This window comes from Mesorhizobium sp. WSM4307 (genome assembly GCF_007003945.1).
Classification (GTDB): Bacteria; Pseudomonadota; Alphaproteobacteria; order Rhizobiales; family Rhizobiaceae; genus Mesorhizobium.
The window spans coordinates 47,678-65,598 of the sequence record NZ_VFTB01000004.1; the positions used below are offsets into that span (position 1 = coordinate 47,678).

General features: G+C 63.7%; 16 protein-coding genes. 14 read left to right on the forward strand and 2 right to left on the reverse strand.

Going from position 1 to position 17,921, the window contains the following annotated elements:
- Positions 1-125: 125 nt before the first annotated feature.
- From FJV83_RS10320 to FJV83_RS10370, 11 genes are all read left to right on the forward strand, one after another.
- Positions 126-1,739: an extracellular solute-binding protein gene (locus FJV83_RS10320; RefSeq protein ID WP_142886653.1), complete on the forward strand. Its 1,614-nt coding sequence runs from the start codon at positions 126-128 to the stop codon at positions 1,737-1,739.
- Between the two features lie 81 nt (positions 1,740-1,820).
- The gene (locus tag FJV83_RS10325; protein WP_095773820.1) at positions 1,821-2,681 is read left to right on the forward strand and encodes a carbohydrate ABC transporter permease; all 861 of its coding nucleotides are present in this window, start codon (positions 1,821-1,823) and stop codon (positions 2,679-2,681) included.
- The gene (locus tag FJV83_RS10330) at positions 2,678-3,637 is read left to right on the forward strand and encodes a sugar ABC transporter permease (RefSeq protein WP_142886652.1); all 960 of its coding nucleotides are present in this window, start codon (positions 2,678-2,680) and stop codon (positions 3,635-3,637) included. Before FJV83_RS10325 ends, FJV83_RS10330 begins: the two co-directional genes overlap by 4 nt.
- A complete protein-coding gene (locus tag FJV83_RS10335) occupies positions 3,634-4,725 on the forward strand; it encodes an ABC transporter ATP-binding protein (protein ID WP_142886651.1) in 1,092 nt (363 codons plus the stop codon). The genes FJV83_RS10330 and FJV83_RS10335 overlap by 4 nt, the downstream gene beginning before the upstream one ends.
- Position 4,726: 1 nt before the next feature.
- Positions 4,727-5,788 (forward strand): ABC transporter ATP-binding protein, encoded by a 1,062-nt coding sequence (locus FJV83_RS10340; protein WP_142886650.1) that lies wholly within the window; start codon positions 4,727-4,729, stop codon positions 5,786-5,788.
- Between the two features lie 35 nt (positions 5,789-5,823).
- Positions 5,824-6,909 carry a Gfo/Idh/MocA family oxidoreductase gene (locus FJV83_RS10345; protein WP_142886649.1) on the forward strand — a complete coding sequence of 362 codons (1,086 nt, stop codon included), beginning with the start codon at positions 5,824-5,826 and terminating at the stop codon, positions 6,907-6,909.
- A 56-nt stretch (positions 6,910-6,965) separates the two neighbouring features.
- Positions 6,966-7,880, forward strand: coding sequence for a sugar phosphate isomerase/epimerase (locus FJV83_RS10350; RefSeq protein ID WP_095773825.1), 915 nt, complete (start codon positions 6,966-6,968; stop codon positions 7,878-7,880).
- Between the two features lie 57 nt (positions 7,881-7,937).
- Complete coding sequence (locus FJV83_RS10355; RefSeq protein ID WP_095773826.1) at positions 7,938-9,119, forward strand: aldose 1-epimerase family protein; 1,182 nt, start codon at positions 7,938-7,940, stop codon at positions 9,117-9,119.
- A gap of 85 nt (positions 9,120-9,204) precedes the next feature.
- Positions 9,205-10,287 (forward strand): fatty acid desaturase family protein, encoded by a 1,083-nt coding sequence (locus FJV83_RS10360; RefSeq protein ID WP_095774023.1) that lies wholly within the window; start codon positions 9,205-9,207, stop codon positions 10,285-10,287.
- A gap of 27 nt (positions 10,288-10,314) precedes the next feature.
- Positions 10,315-10,626 carry a MocE family 2Fe-2S type ferredoxin gene (locus FJV83_RS10365; protein ID WP_095787828.1) on the forward strand — a complete coding sequence of 104 codons (312 nt, stop codon included), beginning with the start codon at positions 10,315-10,317 and terminating at the stop codon, positions 10,624-10,626.
- A 40-nt stretch (positions 10,627-10,666) separates the two neighbouring features.
- The gene (locus FJV83_RS10370) at positions 10,667-11,470 is read left to right on the forward strand and encodes a 3-methyl-2-oxobutanoate hydroxymethyltransferase (RefSeq protein ID WP_142887164.1); all 804 of its coding nucleotides are present in this window, start codon (positions 10,667-10,669) and stop codon (positions 11,468-11,470) included.
- Here the strand turns inward: FJV83_RS10370 and hutH are convergent, their stop codons facing one another.
- Complete coding sequence (gene hutH / locus FJV83_RS10375; RefSeq protein WP_142887163.1) at positions 11,471-12,979, reverse strand: histidine ammonia-lyase; 1,509 nt, start codon at positions 12,977-12,979, stop codon at positions 11,471-11,473. It abuts the gene before it with no gap.
- On the reverse strand, positions 12,976-13,977 hold the full coding sequence (locus tag FJV83_RS10380; protein ID WP_142887162.1) for an ornithine cyclodeaminase family protein: 1,002 nt from the start codon (positions 13,975-13,977) through the stop codon (positions 12,976-12,978). Before FJV83_RS10380 ends, hutH begins: the two co-directional genes overlap by 4 nt.
- Before the next feature lie 119 nt (positions 13,978-14,096).
- Here FJV83_RS10380 and FJV83_RS10385 point away from each other — a divergent pair, with 119 nt between their 5' ends.
- The 3 genes from FJV83_RS10385 to FJV83_RS10395 all read left to right on the forward strand — a co-directional run bounded on the left by FJV83_RS10385 (position 14,097) and on the right by FJV83_RS10395 (position 17,901).
- Positions 14,097-15,530, forward strand: a complete 1,434-nt coding sequence (locus tag FJV83_RS10385; protein ID WP_095790742.1) for a DHA2 family efflux MFS transporter permease subunit — start codon at positions 14,097-14,099, stop codon at positions 15,528-15,530.
- A gap of 271 nt (positions 15,531-15,801) precedes the next feature.
- On the forward strand, positions 15,802-16,788 hold the full coding sequence (locus FJV83_RS10390; RefSeq protein ID WP_142887161.1) for an ABC transporter permease: 987 nt from the start codon (positions 15,802-15,804) through the stop codon (positions 16,786-16,788).
- A gap of 87 nt (positions 16,789-16,875) precedes the next feature.
- Positions 16,876-17,901 (forward strand): sugar ABC transporter substrate-binding protein, encoded by a 1,026-nt coding sequence (locus FJV83_RS10395; protein ID WP_095773833.1) that lies wholly within the window; start codon positions 16,876-16,878, stop codon positions 17,899-17,901.
- The last annotated feature ends 20 nt before the right edge of the window (positions 17,902-17,921 follow it).

Below are 17,921 nucleotides of genomic sequence, written 5' to 3' on the forward strand. Positions count from 1 at the left end.
CCTCGCCTCATTGCGATATTATGAGGTGTTTTGATTATTTATGATGTTGACAGTCTTCCGATCCTGCCGTCAATATCCCTCATGGGCTCGTGGAGGAAACATGGAGCCCTGAGGGAGGAATTCCAATGTCTGATCTGATCCGCATATCGCGGCGCCGATTGCTGGCGTCCGGAGGAAAGTTGGCGGCGTTCGTGGCAGCGGCCGGTATCGCGCCGCAATTCATTCGTCCCGGCCGCGCCTTTGCGGCCGACGCGCTGGCGCCTGGCATGATCGGCGGCCCGACCGGCTTCGAGGGCGCCGAGCGTTACCAATACGGCGCCGACACGCCTGAAGGCCGTGCCATCGAGGCGGCCAAGTCGCTGAAGGGCGCGGGCAAGGCACCTGCCAAGATCGTGCTCGGCCTGTCGGACGGCTCGATCGGCCAGCTCACGCAGCCTTTCCCGGCCGGCGCGCCGTCGATCAAGGAACTGTGGGAAAAGGAAACCGGCATTCCGATCGAGATCGTCGGCCTGCCGAACGGCCAGGAATTCACCAAGACGATGCAGGATATCTCCACCAAGGGTGGGGCCTATGACATCTATTCGACCGAATGGAACCGCCTCGGCGATCTCGCCGAGACCGGCGGCATCGCCAAGCTCGACGACTTCGTCGCCCAGTACAAGCCTGAGTGGGATGATCCCAAGACTGGCTATGTCGACGGAGCCAAGGGCGTATCACTGCTCAACAAATATCGCGGCTCGAACTATGGCGTGTCGCTGGACGGGGACTTCCAGACCTGGGTCTACCGCAGCGACCTGTTCGGCGACGCAGCCGAGCAGAAGGCGTTCAAGGACAAATACGGCTACGATCTGGCGCCGCCAAAGACCTGGAAGCAGCATGGCGACATCGCCGCCTTCTTCCAGCGCCCGGACAAGGGCCTGTTCGGCTCGACCGACCTGCGCAACCAGGGCTGGGGCTATACCAACTGGTACCAGCGCTATGTTTCGATGGCTTCGCCCAACCAGTTCCTGTTCGGTGACGACGGCAAGCCGCTGATCAATTCCGAGCATGGCATCGCCGCCACCAACGAATATGTCGGCTCGCTCGCCCATCACTCGCCGGATGCGATCTCGTGGGGTTGGCCGGAGCAGTACGGCAATTTTGCCAAGGGCGGTGCGGCGATGACCTGTGCCTTTTCCAACCTGCCGAAATTCCTCGACAATCCCGGCAACAAGGATTCGGCTGTCACCGGCAAGATCGGCTCGATGCTGCCGCCCGGCCGCGAGATCGACGGCAAGCTGATCAGCCGCTCCGTTCTGTGGTTCTCGCTGACCGGCATGGTCTCGTCGCAGTCGAAAAACCAGGAGGTCGCCTACCTTCTGCTGCAATGGCTGGGCTCCGCCCGCATCTACGCCTGGATGAGCGCCAATCCCGGCGGTTATCTGGATCCGTTCCGGCTGTCCGATTTCTCCGATCCGCTGGTGCGGCAGACCTACCACGCCTACCACATGGACGTGGTGCGCGAGACGGTCGCCCGCACGGTGCCGACCATCAACTATCCCGGCGCCACCGCCTTCCACAATGCGCTGGACGAAAATCTCATGGCCTCGCTGACCAAGGCCAAGACCGCTGAACAGGCAATGGCCGACACCGAGACCGAGTGGAAGAAGATCGCCCGGCGCATCGGCGAGGACAAATTGCTCGAAGCCATCAGGACCAACAAGGAGGCCTGGCCGACCGTTCTCGATCCGATCAGCTGATCCGTTTCCCTGGATCGAGCCGGAGGGGAGGGGCGAAAGCTCTTCCCCTCCGCACTCAACGCCACCAGCAAAAGCAGCCAGATGAAGCGTTCCGTTCCTTTCGAGATATTTCGTTATGCCGCGATCCTCGCGGCGATGGCGGTGACGCTGGTGCCGATCCTGTGGATGGTGTCAATGGCCTTCAAGCCGATCGCCGAATGGTCGGCGACCGGCGCCGACCTGAGATGGTGGCCGAAGAACCCGACACTCAGCAATTTCCAGTTCGTCTTCGGCGAATCCACCAACAGCCTGATCGTGGCGCTCGACCGCACGGCGCTGAAACCGATCCTGTCGTCGCTGCTGTCGGCGGTGTTCGGCACGGCCATCGCCATGTCGGCGGGCACGGCTGCTGCTTATGGCCTGTCGCGCTTCGGCTCGGGGCAGAACCTGCCGCTGGCGCTGATCCAGTTGCGGTTGTTTCCGCCGATGGCGGTGATGATCCCGGTGATGATCATGTGGGCCTTCCTGAATTTTACCGACAGCTGGTGGGGGCTGGCGCTGATCTACGGCATCGTCACCTTGCCGTTCGCCTTCTGGCTGATGAAGACGTTCTTCGACGACATGCCGCGCGAGATCGAGGAGGCGGCGCTGGTCGAGGGCTGCTCGCGGCTGCGCGTCTTCACCCGCATCACGCTGCCGATGATGCGTGCGCCGCTCGCTAGCGCTGCCCTGTTTGTCTTCATCCTCAATTGGTCGGACTATCTGATCGCGCTGCTTTTGACGACGCGCGAATGGGTGACGATCCCGGTCTATATGGCTTCGCTATCGTCCTCGATGACCGGCCAGCTCTATGGCGCCAAGGCAGCGCTCGGCCTGATCGCCGCCGTGCCGCCGGTTATCATGGGCATCGCCATCCAGCGCCATCTGGTGCGCGGGCTGACATTTGGGGCGCTCAAGCAATGAGCGCGGCGACCGTGACTGTTTCGGAGGACGAAATGGGTGCCGCCCGTGCGAAGCCGGCCCTGCGCGACGAGGGCGCGCGACTGGGCTTCCGGCTGACGCTGCCGGCGCAGATCCTGGTGTTGTTCGTCTCGGCCTTTCCGCTCTTGATGCAGCTCTACATCAGCGTCACCGACTGGTCGCCGCTTTCGGGCCTCGGCTGGTGGAATGCCTGGGAGATGTGGAACAGTTTCGCCAACTACACCGACCTTGCCGCCGATGCCCGCTTCTGGAGCGCACTGAAGCGCACGGCGCTCGTCATGATCGTCTGCGTGCCGGCGGAGTTCCTCCTCGGCCTAGGACTGGCAACACTGTTCGCGGACGATTTTCCCGGCAAGCGCATCTTCTATTCGATCCTGCTGATGCCGATGATGGTGGTGCCGGCGGTGGCCGGCTACATGTTCTTCATGCTGTTCCAGTCAGGCGGCCCGGTGAACGACATCCTGTCCGCCATCACGGGCACATCAGTCACCATCGCCTGGCTGTCGGAACCCACGCTTGCGCTGATCGCGGTGATGATCGCCGATATCTGGCAGTGGACACCGCTGATGTTCCTCATCCTGCTTGCCGGCCTGGTCGGCGTGCCGGAGGACCAGATCAAGGCGGCAACGCTGCTTGGCGCCAACCCATGGCAGCGCTTCGTCACCATCGCGCTGCCGAAGATGAAGACCATCATCATCATCGCGCTGGCGATCCGCGTGATCGAGAACTTCAAGATATTCGACACGCTCTACATCATGACCGGCGGCGGCCCTGGCGTCGCGACCGAAACGATCTCCGTCTACATCTACAAGGTCACCACGCAGGACCTGATCTGGGGCTATGTCGCGGCGATCGCGCTGGCCATCCTGATTGTGCTCTCCATCGTCGCCGTGTTCGCCATCAAGCGTATGGCGCGGGCAAGGCAGGTGGCGGCATGAGCGCGATCCAGCTGCGCAACCTCACCAAGACATTCGGCGACTTCACTGCGCTGAAGACCATGGACCTCGACATAGCAGACGGCGAGTTCATGGCGCTGCTCGGGCCATCCGGTTGCGGCAAGTCGACGACGATGAACATGATCGCCGGCATGGAGGAGCCGACCAGCGGCAGGATCATGTTCGGCAAGCGCGATATGGCCGGCGTGCCGATGGGTCGGCGTGGCGTCGGCTTCGTGTTCCAGAACTATGCCATCTTCACCCATATGACGGTGCGCCAGAACCTGGCCTATGGGCCGAGAATGCGGGGCGCCGCCAAAGCCGAGATCGACCGCCGCGTCGGCGCCATCGGCGAGCTGCTGCAACTGACGGCGCTGCTCGACCGCAAGGCCGACCGGCTGTCCGTCAACATATTGCAGCGCGTCGCGATCGGCCGTTCGGCGATCATGGAGCCGGCGATCTTCCTGCTCGACGAGCCGCTCTCCAATGTCGACGCGGCCTTCCGCGCTGTCATGCGCACCGAGCTGAAGCAGCTGCAGCGCCAGTTCAGGCAGACCATGGTCTATGTCACCCACGACCAGCTCGAAGCGATGACGATGGCCGATCGTATCGCCGTCATGGATCATGGTGTCCTGCAGCAGGTCGGCACGCCGCTCGAAGTCTACAACAATCCGGCCAATGTCTTCGTCGCTCGCTTCATCGGCGCGCCGGGCATGAACCTGCTCCACGGTAAGCCGGCGGAGAGCGATCGGGGCCTTGTCATCGATCTCGGGCCGCTGGGCATCACGCCGCCGTTGCCGGACGAATTGGCGGCATACTTGCGCGGTGCACGTGGCGACATGCTCTACGGCTTCCGGCCGGAGCAGGTGGCTTTGGCGCAAGACGGGCGTGGGCTCGCCATGCCGGTCACCTTTGTCGAGCGCATCGGTGCGCGCACCATCGTCCATCTCGGCCAAGGCGATGGCGCCGTGAAGGCGGTGTTCGACAATGATGTCGGGCTGTCGATCGGGCAAACCGCAGTCGTCGCGCCGGCGGCTTCGTCCGTGCGTATCTTCGATGCGGCTTCCGGCGTTGCGATGAAGGCGGGTTGAGATGGCTGACATCGTTTTTCGCAATGTGACCAAGCGCTACGGCAACACACTCGCGGTCGACGATGCCTCGTTCATCGTCAACGATAACGAGTTCTTCTGCTTCTTCGGGCCGCCACTGTCCGGCAAGTCGACGATGCTGCGCCTGGTACTTGGACTGGAGAGGCCGGACGCCGGCGAAATCCTGATCGGCGGCAGACCGGTCAACGCGGTGTCGCCGGCCGATCGCAATGTGGCGATGGTGTTCCAGAACCTCGCGCTGTTCCCGCATATGAGCGCGCGCGACAATGTCCGCTTCCCGCTGGTCGAGCGCAAAGTCGCCGAGGCAAAGATCGAAAGGCGGGTGGCCGATGTCGCGGCCAAGCTGCATATCGGCCACATCCTGCACAAGCCGCCGGCGCAGCTCTCGGGCGGCGAGCGGCAGCGCGTGGCGATCGCGCGTGCGCTTGTGCGCGACCCGAACGCCTATCTGATGGACGACCCGATCTCGGCGCTCGATGCGCGGCTGCGCGAGGAGACGCGTGTCGAGCTGAAGCGCATCCAGCGCGAGCTCGGCAAGACGCTGATCTATGTCACCCACGACCAGGAAGAGGCGATGTCGATCGCCGACCGCATCGCCATACTGGACAATGGCAAGATCAGGCAGATCGGCGCGCCCGCCGAGATCTATGACCGTCCGGCGAGCACCTATGTGGCGCGGCTGCTCGGTTCGCCCATGATGAATATACTGAAATCCGCACGGGGCGAGGGCGGCGTCGACGCCGCCGAAGGCACAATCCGGATTGCCGACAAGGCTGCCCCCGTTGATGCCGTCGAGATTGGGCTCAGGCCGGAGGATATCAAGGTCAGGCCGTGGGCGGATGGCGGCCAGGGCCGGCCGGCGCGGGTGTTCGAGGTCGAGCCGCTTGGTGGTTACACCGTCGTGACACTCGCCGCCGGGCAGGCGCGGCTGAAGGCGCTGTTGCGCGGCCAGCCCGACATCAAGCCCGACGCCATGGTGGCGATTTTCTGCGAGCCCGCCCGCGTGCATTATTTCGGGCAAAGCGGAGGCGCGCTGGTGAGATGATTGCAGCCGCGAGGACAGAATTTCGGGAGGAAGACATGGCAGGCAAAGGCTTCGAGCCGGATGTGAAGATCCGCACGAAAGAATACAGGATCGGCTGCGTCGGCGCCGGCATGATCATGGCCGAGTGCCATCTTGCCGCCTACAAGGAGGCCGGGTTTCCGGTCGTTGCGATCGCCTCGCGCACGCGGCCGAATGCGCAAAAGGTCGCCACGCGCTGGGGGATCCCGACCGTGCACGACACGCCGGAACAGCTGATCGAGAATGCAAACGTCGAGATCATCGACCTGGCCTTTCCGCCCGACCTGCAGCCGGCGCTGATTCGCCACGCGCTGAAGCAGAAGCACATCAAGGCGATCCTGGCGCAGAAGCCCTTGGCGCTGTCGGTCGAGGAAGCCGTCAAGCTGCGCGACGAGGCGGCGAAGGCCGGCAAGGTCGTCTCGGTCAATCAGAACATGCGCTACGACCAGTCGATGCGCGTCCTGAAGCAGATTATCGACAGCGGCGCGCTGGGCGACATCGTCTTCGCGCAGATCGACATGCACGCGATCCCGCACTGGCAAACGTTTCTCGAGGATTACGACCGGTTGACCCTCGCCAATATGAGCGTGCACCATCTCGACGTGCTGCGTTTCCTGTTCGGCGATCCCGATGAGATCACGACAGTCACGCGGAAAGACCCACGCACGACATTCGACCATCTGGATGGCATCACCGTCTCGACGCTGCGTTTCCCGTCCGGCGTGCTCGCGGTTTCGCTGGAGGATGTCTGGTCCGGTCCGCGCCAGGAAGGCTACAAGGACGACCAGCACATCAACTGGCGCGTCGATGGCACCAAGGGTGTCGCCAAGGGCACGATCGGCTGGCCGACGGGCGCTGCCTCGACGTTGACCTATGCTTCGGCCGAGACCACTGGCGGCGAATGGGTCAGCCCAAGCTGGGAGACGATGTGGTTCCCGCATGCCTTTATCGGCGTCATGGAGCAGCTGCAGCACGCGGTGAAGACCGGTACGCCGCCGGCGCTGTCCGTCGCCGACAACGTCAAGACCATGGCGCTCGTCGAGGCAGGCTACCGCTCGATGGCATCGAGGCGCACGGTCAAGCTTTCCGAAATCGCTATCTGATCACCGCAACTGAAACACCAGATAATTGAATCGCTTACAGGGAGGAATTCAAGATCATGATGCAGGCAGGCATTTTTACGGGCTATTTCCCGTACAGCCTCGAAGAGACGGCGAAGAAGATCCGCGGTCTTGGTTTCAACACGGTGCAGCTCGACCTCCACTTCAAGGATGTCGACCTGTCGGCCGGGCAGATCACCAAGGACAAGGCCAAGAAGGTGCGTGATGTTTTCCGCGACCACAACTTGCCGGTCTGCTGCGTGTCGGGCTACACCAACATCATCCATCCCGACAAAGCGGAGCGCGACAAGCGCGTGGGCTATCTCAAGGAGATCATCCGCAACGCTCGCCATTTCGGCTCGCCTTACGTGATCTCGGAGACCGGCACCTACAACACCGAGTCCGACTGGGTGCATCACCCCAAGAACAAGACCGAGGAGGGGTTCGAGGAATGCCGCAAGGTGATCGCGGACCTCGCCCAGACGGCTTACGACCACGGCGCGGTGTTCCTGCTTGAAACCTATGTCAACAACGTCGTCGGCTCGGTCGAGGAGACGGTGAAGATGTTCGCGCAGGTCGACCATCCCGGCCTCGGCCTGTTGATGGACCCGACCAACTATTTCGAGACGCACAACATCGACAGGATGGACCAGATCCTCAACCAGGTGTTCGACACGCTGACCGACAAGATCAAGATCGCGCATGCCAAGGACGTCAAGCGCTCGGGCGACGACAAGTCGGAGAAGCACGCCGATATCGGCGACGCCGATGCGATGGAAAGCCACACGTTCCGGGGCGTCGGTGAGATCGAGTTGCCGGCGCCTGGCCTCGGCTCGCTGAACTACGACCTCTACCTCAAGCGGCTGGCGGAAAAGCACCCGAACATCCCGGTCATCATCGAGCATCTGTCGGAAGACGACGTGCCGCGCGCCAAGAAATTCCTCGACGGGAAGTTCCGCGCCAACGGTCTGTGAAGGCCGTTAGTGCCGCCGATTGAAGGGACGACAGTGCAGTGAAGAAGCGGCCGTGACATGGTAGAGCTTTACGGCAAGACGCTGTCGCGAAGGCAGGTGGCGGAGCGCTCCGGCCTGCTGTCGCAATTCGCCGGTGTGCGGCTCATGACGCTTGGCGACGGCGTGGAGCGCGGCATCCGCATGTTGGAGTTCCGCACCGGCTCGGGCCTGCGCTTCACCTCGCTGGTCGACCGCGCACTCGACATCGCCGATTGCGACTTCAAGGGCCAGGCGATCGGCTGGCATTCCCCGAGCGGCTTCCGCCATCCCGGGCTGCACGACTATGAGGGTGAAAGCGGGCTCGCCTGGGCGCGCTCCTTTTCCGGCCTGCTCGTCACCTGCGGCCTCGACCACATATTGGGCCGCGAAGAAGTGCCGGCCGAAAACTACAACTACCCCGGCAAGAAAACCATCATCCATTCGCTGCACGGTCGCGTCGGCACCATCCCGGCGCGGCTAACCGGCTATGGCGAAAGCTGGGATGGCGACCGCTGCGTGCTGTGGGCCGAAGGCATCGTCCAGCAGTCGGCGGTGTTCGGCGAGGACCTGCATCTCATCCGTCGTATCGAGGCCGATGTCGGCGGCAACGAGGTCCGGCTTTTCGACCGTGTCGTCAACCATGGCTTCAACCGCACGCCGCACATGTATTTCTACCATGTCAATGTCAGCCATCCCTTACTCGACCAGGGCTCGCGCTATCTGGCGCCAATCCGCGACGTGGTGTGGGCCGGTCATGCCGGCGAGCGCTACGAGGCGCAGAAGGTCGGCTACCGCACCATGCCGGAACCGCGATTGGGGTTCAGCGAGCAGGTGTGGCAGCATGAGATGGGCGCCGACGCAAAGGGCGAGGTGCCTGTTGCCGTGGTCAACGACCGGCTCGGCCTGGGCTTCGAAGTGGTGACGCGCAAGGATCAATTGCCTTGCGCCTATCAATGGCAGAATTTCCAGGCCGGCCAGTATGCGCTGGGCATCGAGCCTTCGACCCATCATGTGCTTGGCGATCTCGCCGCCCGCGACCGCGGCGAGATGATCTGGCTGGAGCATGGCGAAGCCCGGGCCTATAACACAGTGTTCCGGGCGCTCGACGGTGCTGGTGAGATTGCCGCGGCCGAAGGCAGGATCGCGGCCATCGCCCGCCAGCCCGAGCAGGATTATCCTCAGCCCTCCGGCAATTTCCCAAGCCTGGCGGGCAAGGCGTGAGCGCAACATTTGTCCCAAGCAAGCCCTCCGGCCGGCGGACCGGATTGCCAGCGGTGCATGACGATTGGAGGTCGATGTGACGACGATGGCAAAAAAGCGCGATTACAGCCTGGTCGGCGAAAGCACGCGCAGGGCGATCGAGACCGGCCTGGCCTCGGCTGAATGGTATCACACCGACGTGCCGCGCAAGGCGATGAAGGAATTGATGCAGCGCTCGGACGGTCCGGCGATCCGCGACACCGTCATCTGGCTCGCCGCCATCGTCGGCTCGGCGGCTGGCATCGTCTGGTTCTGGGGCTCGTGGTGGGTGGTGCCGTTCCTGTTCGTCTATGGCGTGCTCTACGGCTCGTCGAGCGACTCGCGCTGGCACGAATGCGGCCATGGCACGGCCTTCCGCACGCGCTGGATGAACGATGTCGTCTACCACATCGCCTCCTTCATGCTGATGCGCAATCCCGTGCAATGGCGCTGGAGCCATGCCCGCCACCACACCGACACCATCATCGTCGGCCGCGACGCCGAGATCGCGGTCATGCGCCCGCCGGACCTGTTGAAGGCGGCGCTGGCCTTCACCGGCATTCTCGATTTCCGTTATTCGCTGCCGACGCTGGTGCGCCAGGCCTTCGGCAGCCTGTCGGAGGAGGAGAAGAGCTACATCCCCGAGATGGAACAGCACAAGGCTGTCGTCGCCGCCCGCTGGCACATGGCCGTGTACATTGCGACGATCGCTTCCGCGATCGCGCTGGGGTCATGGATCCCGTTGGTGCTGGTCGGCCTGCCACGCCTTTACGGCACCTGGCACATGGTGACGACCGGCCTGCTGCAGCATATTGGGCTGGCCGACAATGTCGTCGACCACCGGCTCAACACCCGCACCGTCTACATGAACCCGATCAGCCGCTTCATCTACTGGAACATGAACTACCATGTCGAACATCACATGTTCCCGATGGTGCCGTATCACGCGCTGCCCAGGCTGCATGAGTTGATCAAACACGACCTGCCGGAGCCGAACCCGTCGATGTGGCATGCCTATCGCGAGGTCTGGCCGGTGCTGCTCAGGCAGCTGAAATACGAGGATTCTTATCTCAAGCGCGAACTGCCGCCGACGGCCAGGCCCTATCGCGGCGAGTTCCACGAGGTCGATATGTCGGCTGCGGCCGAATAGCGATCGCGAATTTTGCAGGAGACCGAGATGGCCGATTGGGTTGAAGCGTGCGCGGTGGATGATGTCGAGGAAGAGGATGTCATCCGCTTCGACCATGGCGGCCGCACCTTCGCGGTCTACCGCTCGCCCGATGACGAGTTCTTCGCCACCGACGGCTACTGCACGCATGAGAAGGCGCATCTGGCCGACGGGTTGGTGATGGACGACATCATCGAATGCCCCAAGCACAATGGCCGCTTCAATTACAAGACAGGTGCCGCCAAGGGCGCGCCGGTCTGCGTCAATCTCGTGACCTATCCGGTGAAGATCGAGGCCGGTAAGGTGATGATCCAGATTTGACGCGCGGCAACCGATCCAGCATCACAAAGGGGACGCTTTAATGAGCCGAAAGAGACCGACCGTCGCCGATCTGCGGGCGATGAAGGGCAAGCGTCAGCTGACCATGCTGCGCGTGCTCAACCTGGATGAGGCGGAGGCCGCCGAGCGGGCAGGGGTCGATATCGTCTCGGTGCCACCCGAATTGGTGCTCAACCCGCAATATCGCGATGCCGCGCCCAGCCTGTTCACCATGCCGGGCGAGAATTTCTTCGAGATCGGCACGGCGGATGATTTCGTGCGCTGGGCCTTCCGGCTCTACAAGGCAAGCGCCGACGCGGTCTATTGCAGCGCCGGCTACGCCACCATCAAGCGCATGGCGGACGATGCCATCCCCGTCATCGGCCATGTCGGCCTCATTCCGTCGCGCGCCACCTGGACCGGCGGCTTCAAGGCGGTCGGCAAGACGGCCGACACAGCCATCCAGGTTTTCGAGGCGGTGAAACAGCTGGAGGCCGCCGGTGCTGTCGGCGCCGAGATCGAAGTGGTGCCGGTCGAGGTGGCCAAGGCGATTTCCGAGCGCACCTCGCTGATCATGCTGTCGATGGGGGCGGGGACCGGCTGCGACGCGCAATATCTGTTCGCCGACGACATTCTCGGCCAGAACCGGGGCCACATGCCGCGTCACTCCAAGGTCTATCGCAATTTCGCCGCCGAGTATGACCGGCTGCAGGCGGAGCGGGTGGCGGCGTTCTCCGAATATGTCGCCGACGTCAACAGCGGCGCCTATCCCGAGGACAGGCACGTCGTGCGCATGGACCCGGCCGAGCTCGGCCTGTTCATGAAAAGGGTAGACGCAAAGAGCTGATTATTCGATTTCTTTGCTGACCGCCGCAGCGCCTTTCCATGCTCCGTCGGTGAGCATGGCGTGGAGCACCTCGGCGTCGATCCCCAGCGGCCGGTCGTCCTTCAGCATCGATACATGCGCGCGCACCGCCGCATAGATCGCGCCAGTGCGCGGCGCCAGCGTCAACCCTTCACGCAGGTCGACGGCCTGGGCGGCGGCCATCAATTCGAAGGCGATCAGCCGCCGCCACAGCGCGATCATTCCGGCGCATTTCGAAACGGCGAGGGGCGACTGGGTCGCATGGTCCTCGACGCCTTCCGAAACGGGCAGGAAGTCGAGCATCACCGGATTGGCCTTGTGGCGGATGGCGGCCAGGATCGATGTCGCCGTCTTCTGCAGCGGCACGAAACCGGCCGAGGCGCCGCCGACGGGCGACAGATATTTGGTCAAGCCGTTGCGGCCCGAACCGGTGAGCTGGATGAAGCGGGCAACGCTGGCGGCGGCGCATTGCGCGATGGCCAGGCCGAGCGTCTCGAAGGCAAGCGAGAGTGAGGCCGTGTGGAAATTGCCGGTCGACATCACCAGTTCATCGTCGCCGATCACCAGCGGGTTGTCGGCGGCGGCGTTGAGTTCGATCTCGACAGCACTCTTTGCCTGGCCGATCGCCTCGATCAGCGCGCCGTGGATCGACGGCATGCAGCGGATCGACAACGGGTCCTGAATGGTCGTGGGCACCGGCATCTCGTCGCGGGCGAGAAGGTCGTGCAAGGCCTTCGCCGCCTCCTGCTGTCCGGCCGCCGGCCGCGCCATCTGCAGGCGCGGATCGAGGATGGTGCGGTTGGCGCCAAAACCTTCCATGGTCAGCGCGCCGGCCTGCTGCTGCTGGGCGAGCGCCGACAGCGCATCCGTGATCGCGAGGGCGCCGCTGCCGGCGGAGACGGCCGAGGCGTTGATCAGCGACAATCCATCTTTGGGCGCCAGGCTGATCGGGGCGAGGCGCGCCATTATCAGCGCCTTGGCCGCCGGCATGCGCCGGCCCTGATAGTCGGCTTCGCCTTCGCCGATCAGCAGGCGAGCAAGCGCGGTCATCGGCACGAGGTCGCCGGCGCCGATCGAGCCGAGCGACGGCATCACCGGATGGACGCCGGCATTGAGCGCGTCGACCAGAGCAACGAAGACCATGGGCGACAGGCCGGAGCCGCCGGCCGACAGCATCGAGGCGCGGGCGACCATGGTGGCCCGCACGGCCTCTACCGGCAGAGTTTCACCGACCGCGCCGCTGCGGCCGTGCAGCAGCTGGCGCTGGAAGGCGCTGGCGTCGCCTTCGACGGAGGTGCCAAGATTGGCGCCAAGCCCGGTGTTCAGGCCGTAGATCTGCTGGCCTGAGGCGGCGGCCTGGTCGAGCACTTTTCGCGCCTTGTCCAGCCGGCCGATGATGTCGGCTCCGATCTCTACCTTGCGCGCCTGGCGGGCGACGGTGGCGACATCACCGACGCTGACGCCGGCTCCGGTGAGGACCAGCGCGCTCATGCGAAGCGCAGCCTCTGGCCGATGCCTCTTTCTCCTGCCTTGGCGAGCATCGCCTTGCCCAGCGCAATGTCGGAGAGCGACAGGCCGCGATGCCAGAACAGGATGGTCTCGTCGTCGCTCTGCCTGCCCGGCTTGAGGCCGGCGGCGATCTGGCCGAGCTCGGCATGCAGCGTTTTCTCGCTGAGCCGCCCGGTCTCGACATGAGCGCGTAGCGAGCCGAACTTGCCGCCCTTGCACTGGCCCCAATCGTCGACGACCATCTTCTCCATGATGTCGGTCAGCGACAGCTCCACCGCGCTCATCGTGCCATAGGGCACGACCAGCGCACCGGGCTTGATCCATTCGGTCTTGAGCAGCGGTTGTGGCTCCGGCAGCCGTGAGGCCTCGACGACGATGTCGGCGCCCTCGACGCAGCTTTTCCAGTCGGCTACGGCCGTGACCGCCTTGCCGAGATGGGCGGAGAGCTTGGCGGCAAAGCCGTCACGGCTTTCCGGGCGGCGCGAATGGACGCGGATTTCATCGAAGTCGAACAGATGGTCGAGCAGCCGCACGTTCCAGTAGGCGGTGCCGCGCGCGCCGACATGGGCCAGGACCTTCGAATTCTTGCGCGCCAGATGCTTGGCGCCGATCGCGGTGACCGCACCGGTGCGCATGTCGGTAATGACGGTGGCGTCGAGAATGGCGCGCGGCGTGCCGGTGCGTGGATCGAACAGATTGAGGATGCCGAATTCGGAGGGCAGGCCGTGCAGATAGTTGTCGACATAGTCGCCGACGATTTTCACGCCCGCCGTGTCGAGCGGCGCCACATAGCCGCGCAAGACATTGAAATGGCCGTGGAAGGATGGGTCCGGTTCGAGATGAACGCGCGGCTCGATCACCGTCTGGCCCTTGCCCTGGGCGACAAGGCCAGCCTCGACCGCCGCGATGATTTCGCCATCGGTCATGGCAAGCGCTTCAATGTCGAGGGCATTGAGATAGTCGATATAGATGGGCTTCATTTTGCGCACGCACTTTCCTCGATCACCCGCGCATCCCATAGCAGGCCGCGACGCGACACGAAAGTTTGTTGCGCCGTGTCTGGACGCCGCCGGCTAAATGCTGTTCAAACCGGACCGAAATGACTGCCATTCCCGAGACCGAGACCTTGCCGGAAACGGCCACCAATGCACGGCGCGTGGCGCTAATCGTTGCCATCGCCTTCTTCATGCAACTGCTGGATTCGACGATCATCTCGACCTCGCTGCCGCAGATGGGCCAGTCTTTCGACGTGCCGGCGGTGGCGATGAGCATCGGCATCACCGTCTACATGCTGACCATGGCGGTGTTCGTGCCGCTGTCGGGCTGGCTCGCCGACCGTTTCGGCGCGCGCAACATTTTCCTCTTGGCCATCGCGCTGTTCACGCTGGCCTCGCTCGCCTGCGGTTTCTCGCAAAATCTGACCGAATTCGTTGCCGCACGTGCCGTGCAGGGGCTGGGTAGCGCGCTGATGACGCCGGTGGGCCGCATTCTCGTCCTGCGCAATGCGTCGAAATCCGAGCTGCTCAACGCCACCGCGCTGATCACCTGGCCGGCGCTGTTCGCGCCGGTGGTCGGTCCGGTGCTTGGCGGCTTCATCACCACCTATCTATCCTGGCACTGGAATTTCTTCATCAACATCCCGCTTGGGCTGATCGGGTTGGCGCTGGTCGCCCGCTTCATCCCGGGCGATCGCGAGGCGGACCCGAAGCCGCTCGACTGGCCGGGATTTTTCCTGACGTCGCTCGGGCTCGCCTGCCTGCTCTACGGTCTCGAGCGCATCGCGCATCCCGAGGATGGCGTGCTGCCGACCACGGCGCTGATCACGGCGGGTGGCGTCATCGGCTGGCTGGCGGTGCGGCATCTGCGGCGCGCTCCGCATCCGCTGCTCGACCTCTCCTCGTTCAAGGTGTTGACCTTCGCCATCTCGACGCTTGCCGCTGGCACCATCTTCCGGGTGGCGATCAACGCCACGCCGTTCCTGCTGCCGCTATTGTTCCAGCTCGGCTTCGGCCTCTCGCCTGTCGATGCCGGCCTGATGATCCTGGCCTATTTCCTCGGCAATCTCGGCATGAAGACGGTGACGACGCCGACGCTGCGGCGTTTCGGTTTCCGCCCGGTGATGGTGGTCAACGGCATCATCGCCTCGGCCTCGATCATGGCTTGCGGGGTGATCTCGCCGCAGACGCCGCAGGCACTGGTGGTGGCGCTGATGCTGATCGCCGGCCTGTCGCGCTCGATGCAGTTCACCGCGCTCAACACGCTGGCCTTCGCCGATATCGACGCCGCGCAGCGAAGCTCCGCGGCGACGTTGTCCTCGATGCTGCAGCAGGTGGCGATGCTGTTCGGCGTCGCCGTGGCGGCGGCGATCCTCAACCTGTCGCAGATCGCCAGGGCGCAACCGTCGCTCGACCTCGTCGATTTTCGAATCGCCTTTTTCGTGATCGGCACCATCGGGCTGGTGGCGGCGCTGCGTTTTCTGGTGCTGCCGCCAGCTGCGGGCGCCGAGGTTTCCGGCCACGCGCCGGGGAATTGAAAATCGGATTTTCTCGCCTGATGCGGAGATAAATTCCGCCTCATCCTTTCGCCTTGATGCGGCACTTTCGCGAATGGCTGCGATGGCGAAATCGATTGCCAAAAATGCAGGAGTTTCCGGGCATTGCGCCAGTTTTGGCAATCGATGCGTCCACTCGGCGAATTTCGGCATAAGGCCGCGTTCTGAACGCGGATTCGTTTGACGAACTAGCTCAGAGCCGATTAGCTTTTGCTTTCGGGATGGCAGCGCTGCCATCGGGGCGAATGCAGACATGAATGCGATCGGCTGGCTAAATCTCAGGAGCCTGAATCAGGAAGGCATTGTCTTTGCCATCGCAGTGGTGCTGTTCCTTGCAGCTGCCATCGGCCTGCCGGGCTTCATCGACCCCAACAACCTCGTCGCCATCGTCAGGTCGGTGTCGGTGCTGGGCATATTGGCGCTCGGGATGGCGGTCGTCATCATCGGGCGCGGCATCGACCTGTCGGCCGTGGCGATCATGGCGATGTCGGTTGCCTGGTATCTGCAACTGCTCAACACCGGAACCTCGGACGGGCTGGCCTTCGCCTACGTGCTGGCCGGCGTGCTCGCCATCGGCCTGCTCAACGGCTTTCTCGTCGCCTATGCCGACGTGCCGGCGATCTTCGTGACGCTGGCGACCGGCTCATTCGTCTTCGGCTATGTCCGCTCGCAACTGATCACGCAGGACGCCGTGCCGGTGCCGCAGGGCCATTGGGTCGAACTGCTTGGCGGCCTGCGCTTCCTCGATATCCCGATCGAGGTTTTCGTCTTTGCCGGCCTGGCTTTCCTGTTCTTCCTGTTCCTGCGCTACACCAAATGGGGGCGCTACATCTATTTCGCCGGCGACAATCCTGTCGCCGCCCGCAACATCGGCATTCCGGTGCGGCCGATGCTGGTGCTGCGCTACGTGCTCTCCGCCTTCGTGGCGCTGATCGCCGGCCTGCTGACGGCGGCCAGCCTGCATTCGATCAACACCCGCGTCGTCAACTCGACGCTGCTTTACGACATCGTGCTGGTGGCGGTGATCGGCGGCATCGGACTATCGGGCGGGCGAGGCGGGGTGCGCAATGTGCTGGTGGGGGCGGCGCTGATCGGCATCCTGCTCAACGCCATGACCATCATCGACATTCCGCTGCTCTACCAGAACCTGATCAAGGCGGCGATCCTGCTCGGGGCCATCATCGTCGACGGCATCATCAATCCGCGCGACGAGCAGACTGCGCAGCAAGGCGACATTTAGAGCAGATGGGCTAGCCCATCTTGCTCGGGGTACCCGGCGCGATCGCGACGATCGGCCGGCAATGAAAACCGAACCAGAGGACGTGACATGAGACTGATCAAGACACTTATGGCCGCCGCAACGGCGCTCGCCGTTACCGCCTTCGTGGCGCCGACCTTCGCCGCCGACGATCCGGGTCCGGCGGCCTATGCACAGGCGCTCAAGGGTAAGCGCGTCATGCTGGTGCCGCTGGCGATGGGCTTCGATCTGGCGCAAGGCTGGGCGCACTATCTGAAGAAGGAGGTCGAGGCCTGGGGCGGCACGTTCGAGACGCGCGATCCAAACTGGGTGGTCGATGCCGGCGCGCAGGCGATCACCGACGCCATCTCGTCGGACACCAGGCCCGACGTGTTGATCATCCACGCCCCGGACCTCAACTCCTATTCCAAGCTGATGAAGAAGGCGCAGGCCGCCGGCACCTATGTGCTTCTGGTCGACAATCCCGCCAACTTCCCGGCCGACGCCTTCGTCGGCAGCGATTGGGACCGGCTGGGCCAGCTCGAGGCCGAAGCGGCGATCAAGGGCTGCGGCGAAAACTCGTCGAAGAAAATCGGCCTGGTGCAGGGCGACCAGGCGAACTCTTCCAGCCTCTACCAGTATGCCGGCATCATGAAGGTGCTGGACAAGCATCCCGACTTCAAGGTGGTGGCCAAGCCCGACTCCAACTGGGACGCGACGACCTCGCGCAACGTGACGACGACGATGCTGCAGCAGAACCCGGACATCTGCTCGATCATCGATTTCTGGGACGGTGACGCCACCGGCGCATCCGCCGCGATCCGCGACGCCAAGCTCGACGGCAAGGTGTTCCTGGTCACCACCGGCGGTGGCGAAAAAGCCGCGGATTGCGACAAGCTCGCCGACGGCACCTATGGCGCCGTGGTGATGACCGAGCTTGCCCGCCAGTCGGGCGACATGAACGCCATCATCAAGTTCCTGCTGCAGAGCGGACAGCCGGCCGGCACCTCGCACACCTACATCTACACGCTCGAGAAGGCGACGACCAAGGCCGACCTCAAGCCCGACAGTTGCTGGGATCTGAAGGCGCTGCAGGCCGAAGCGGCGGCGAAATAAGCCACGCGGTCGAACAGACT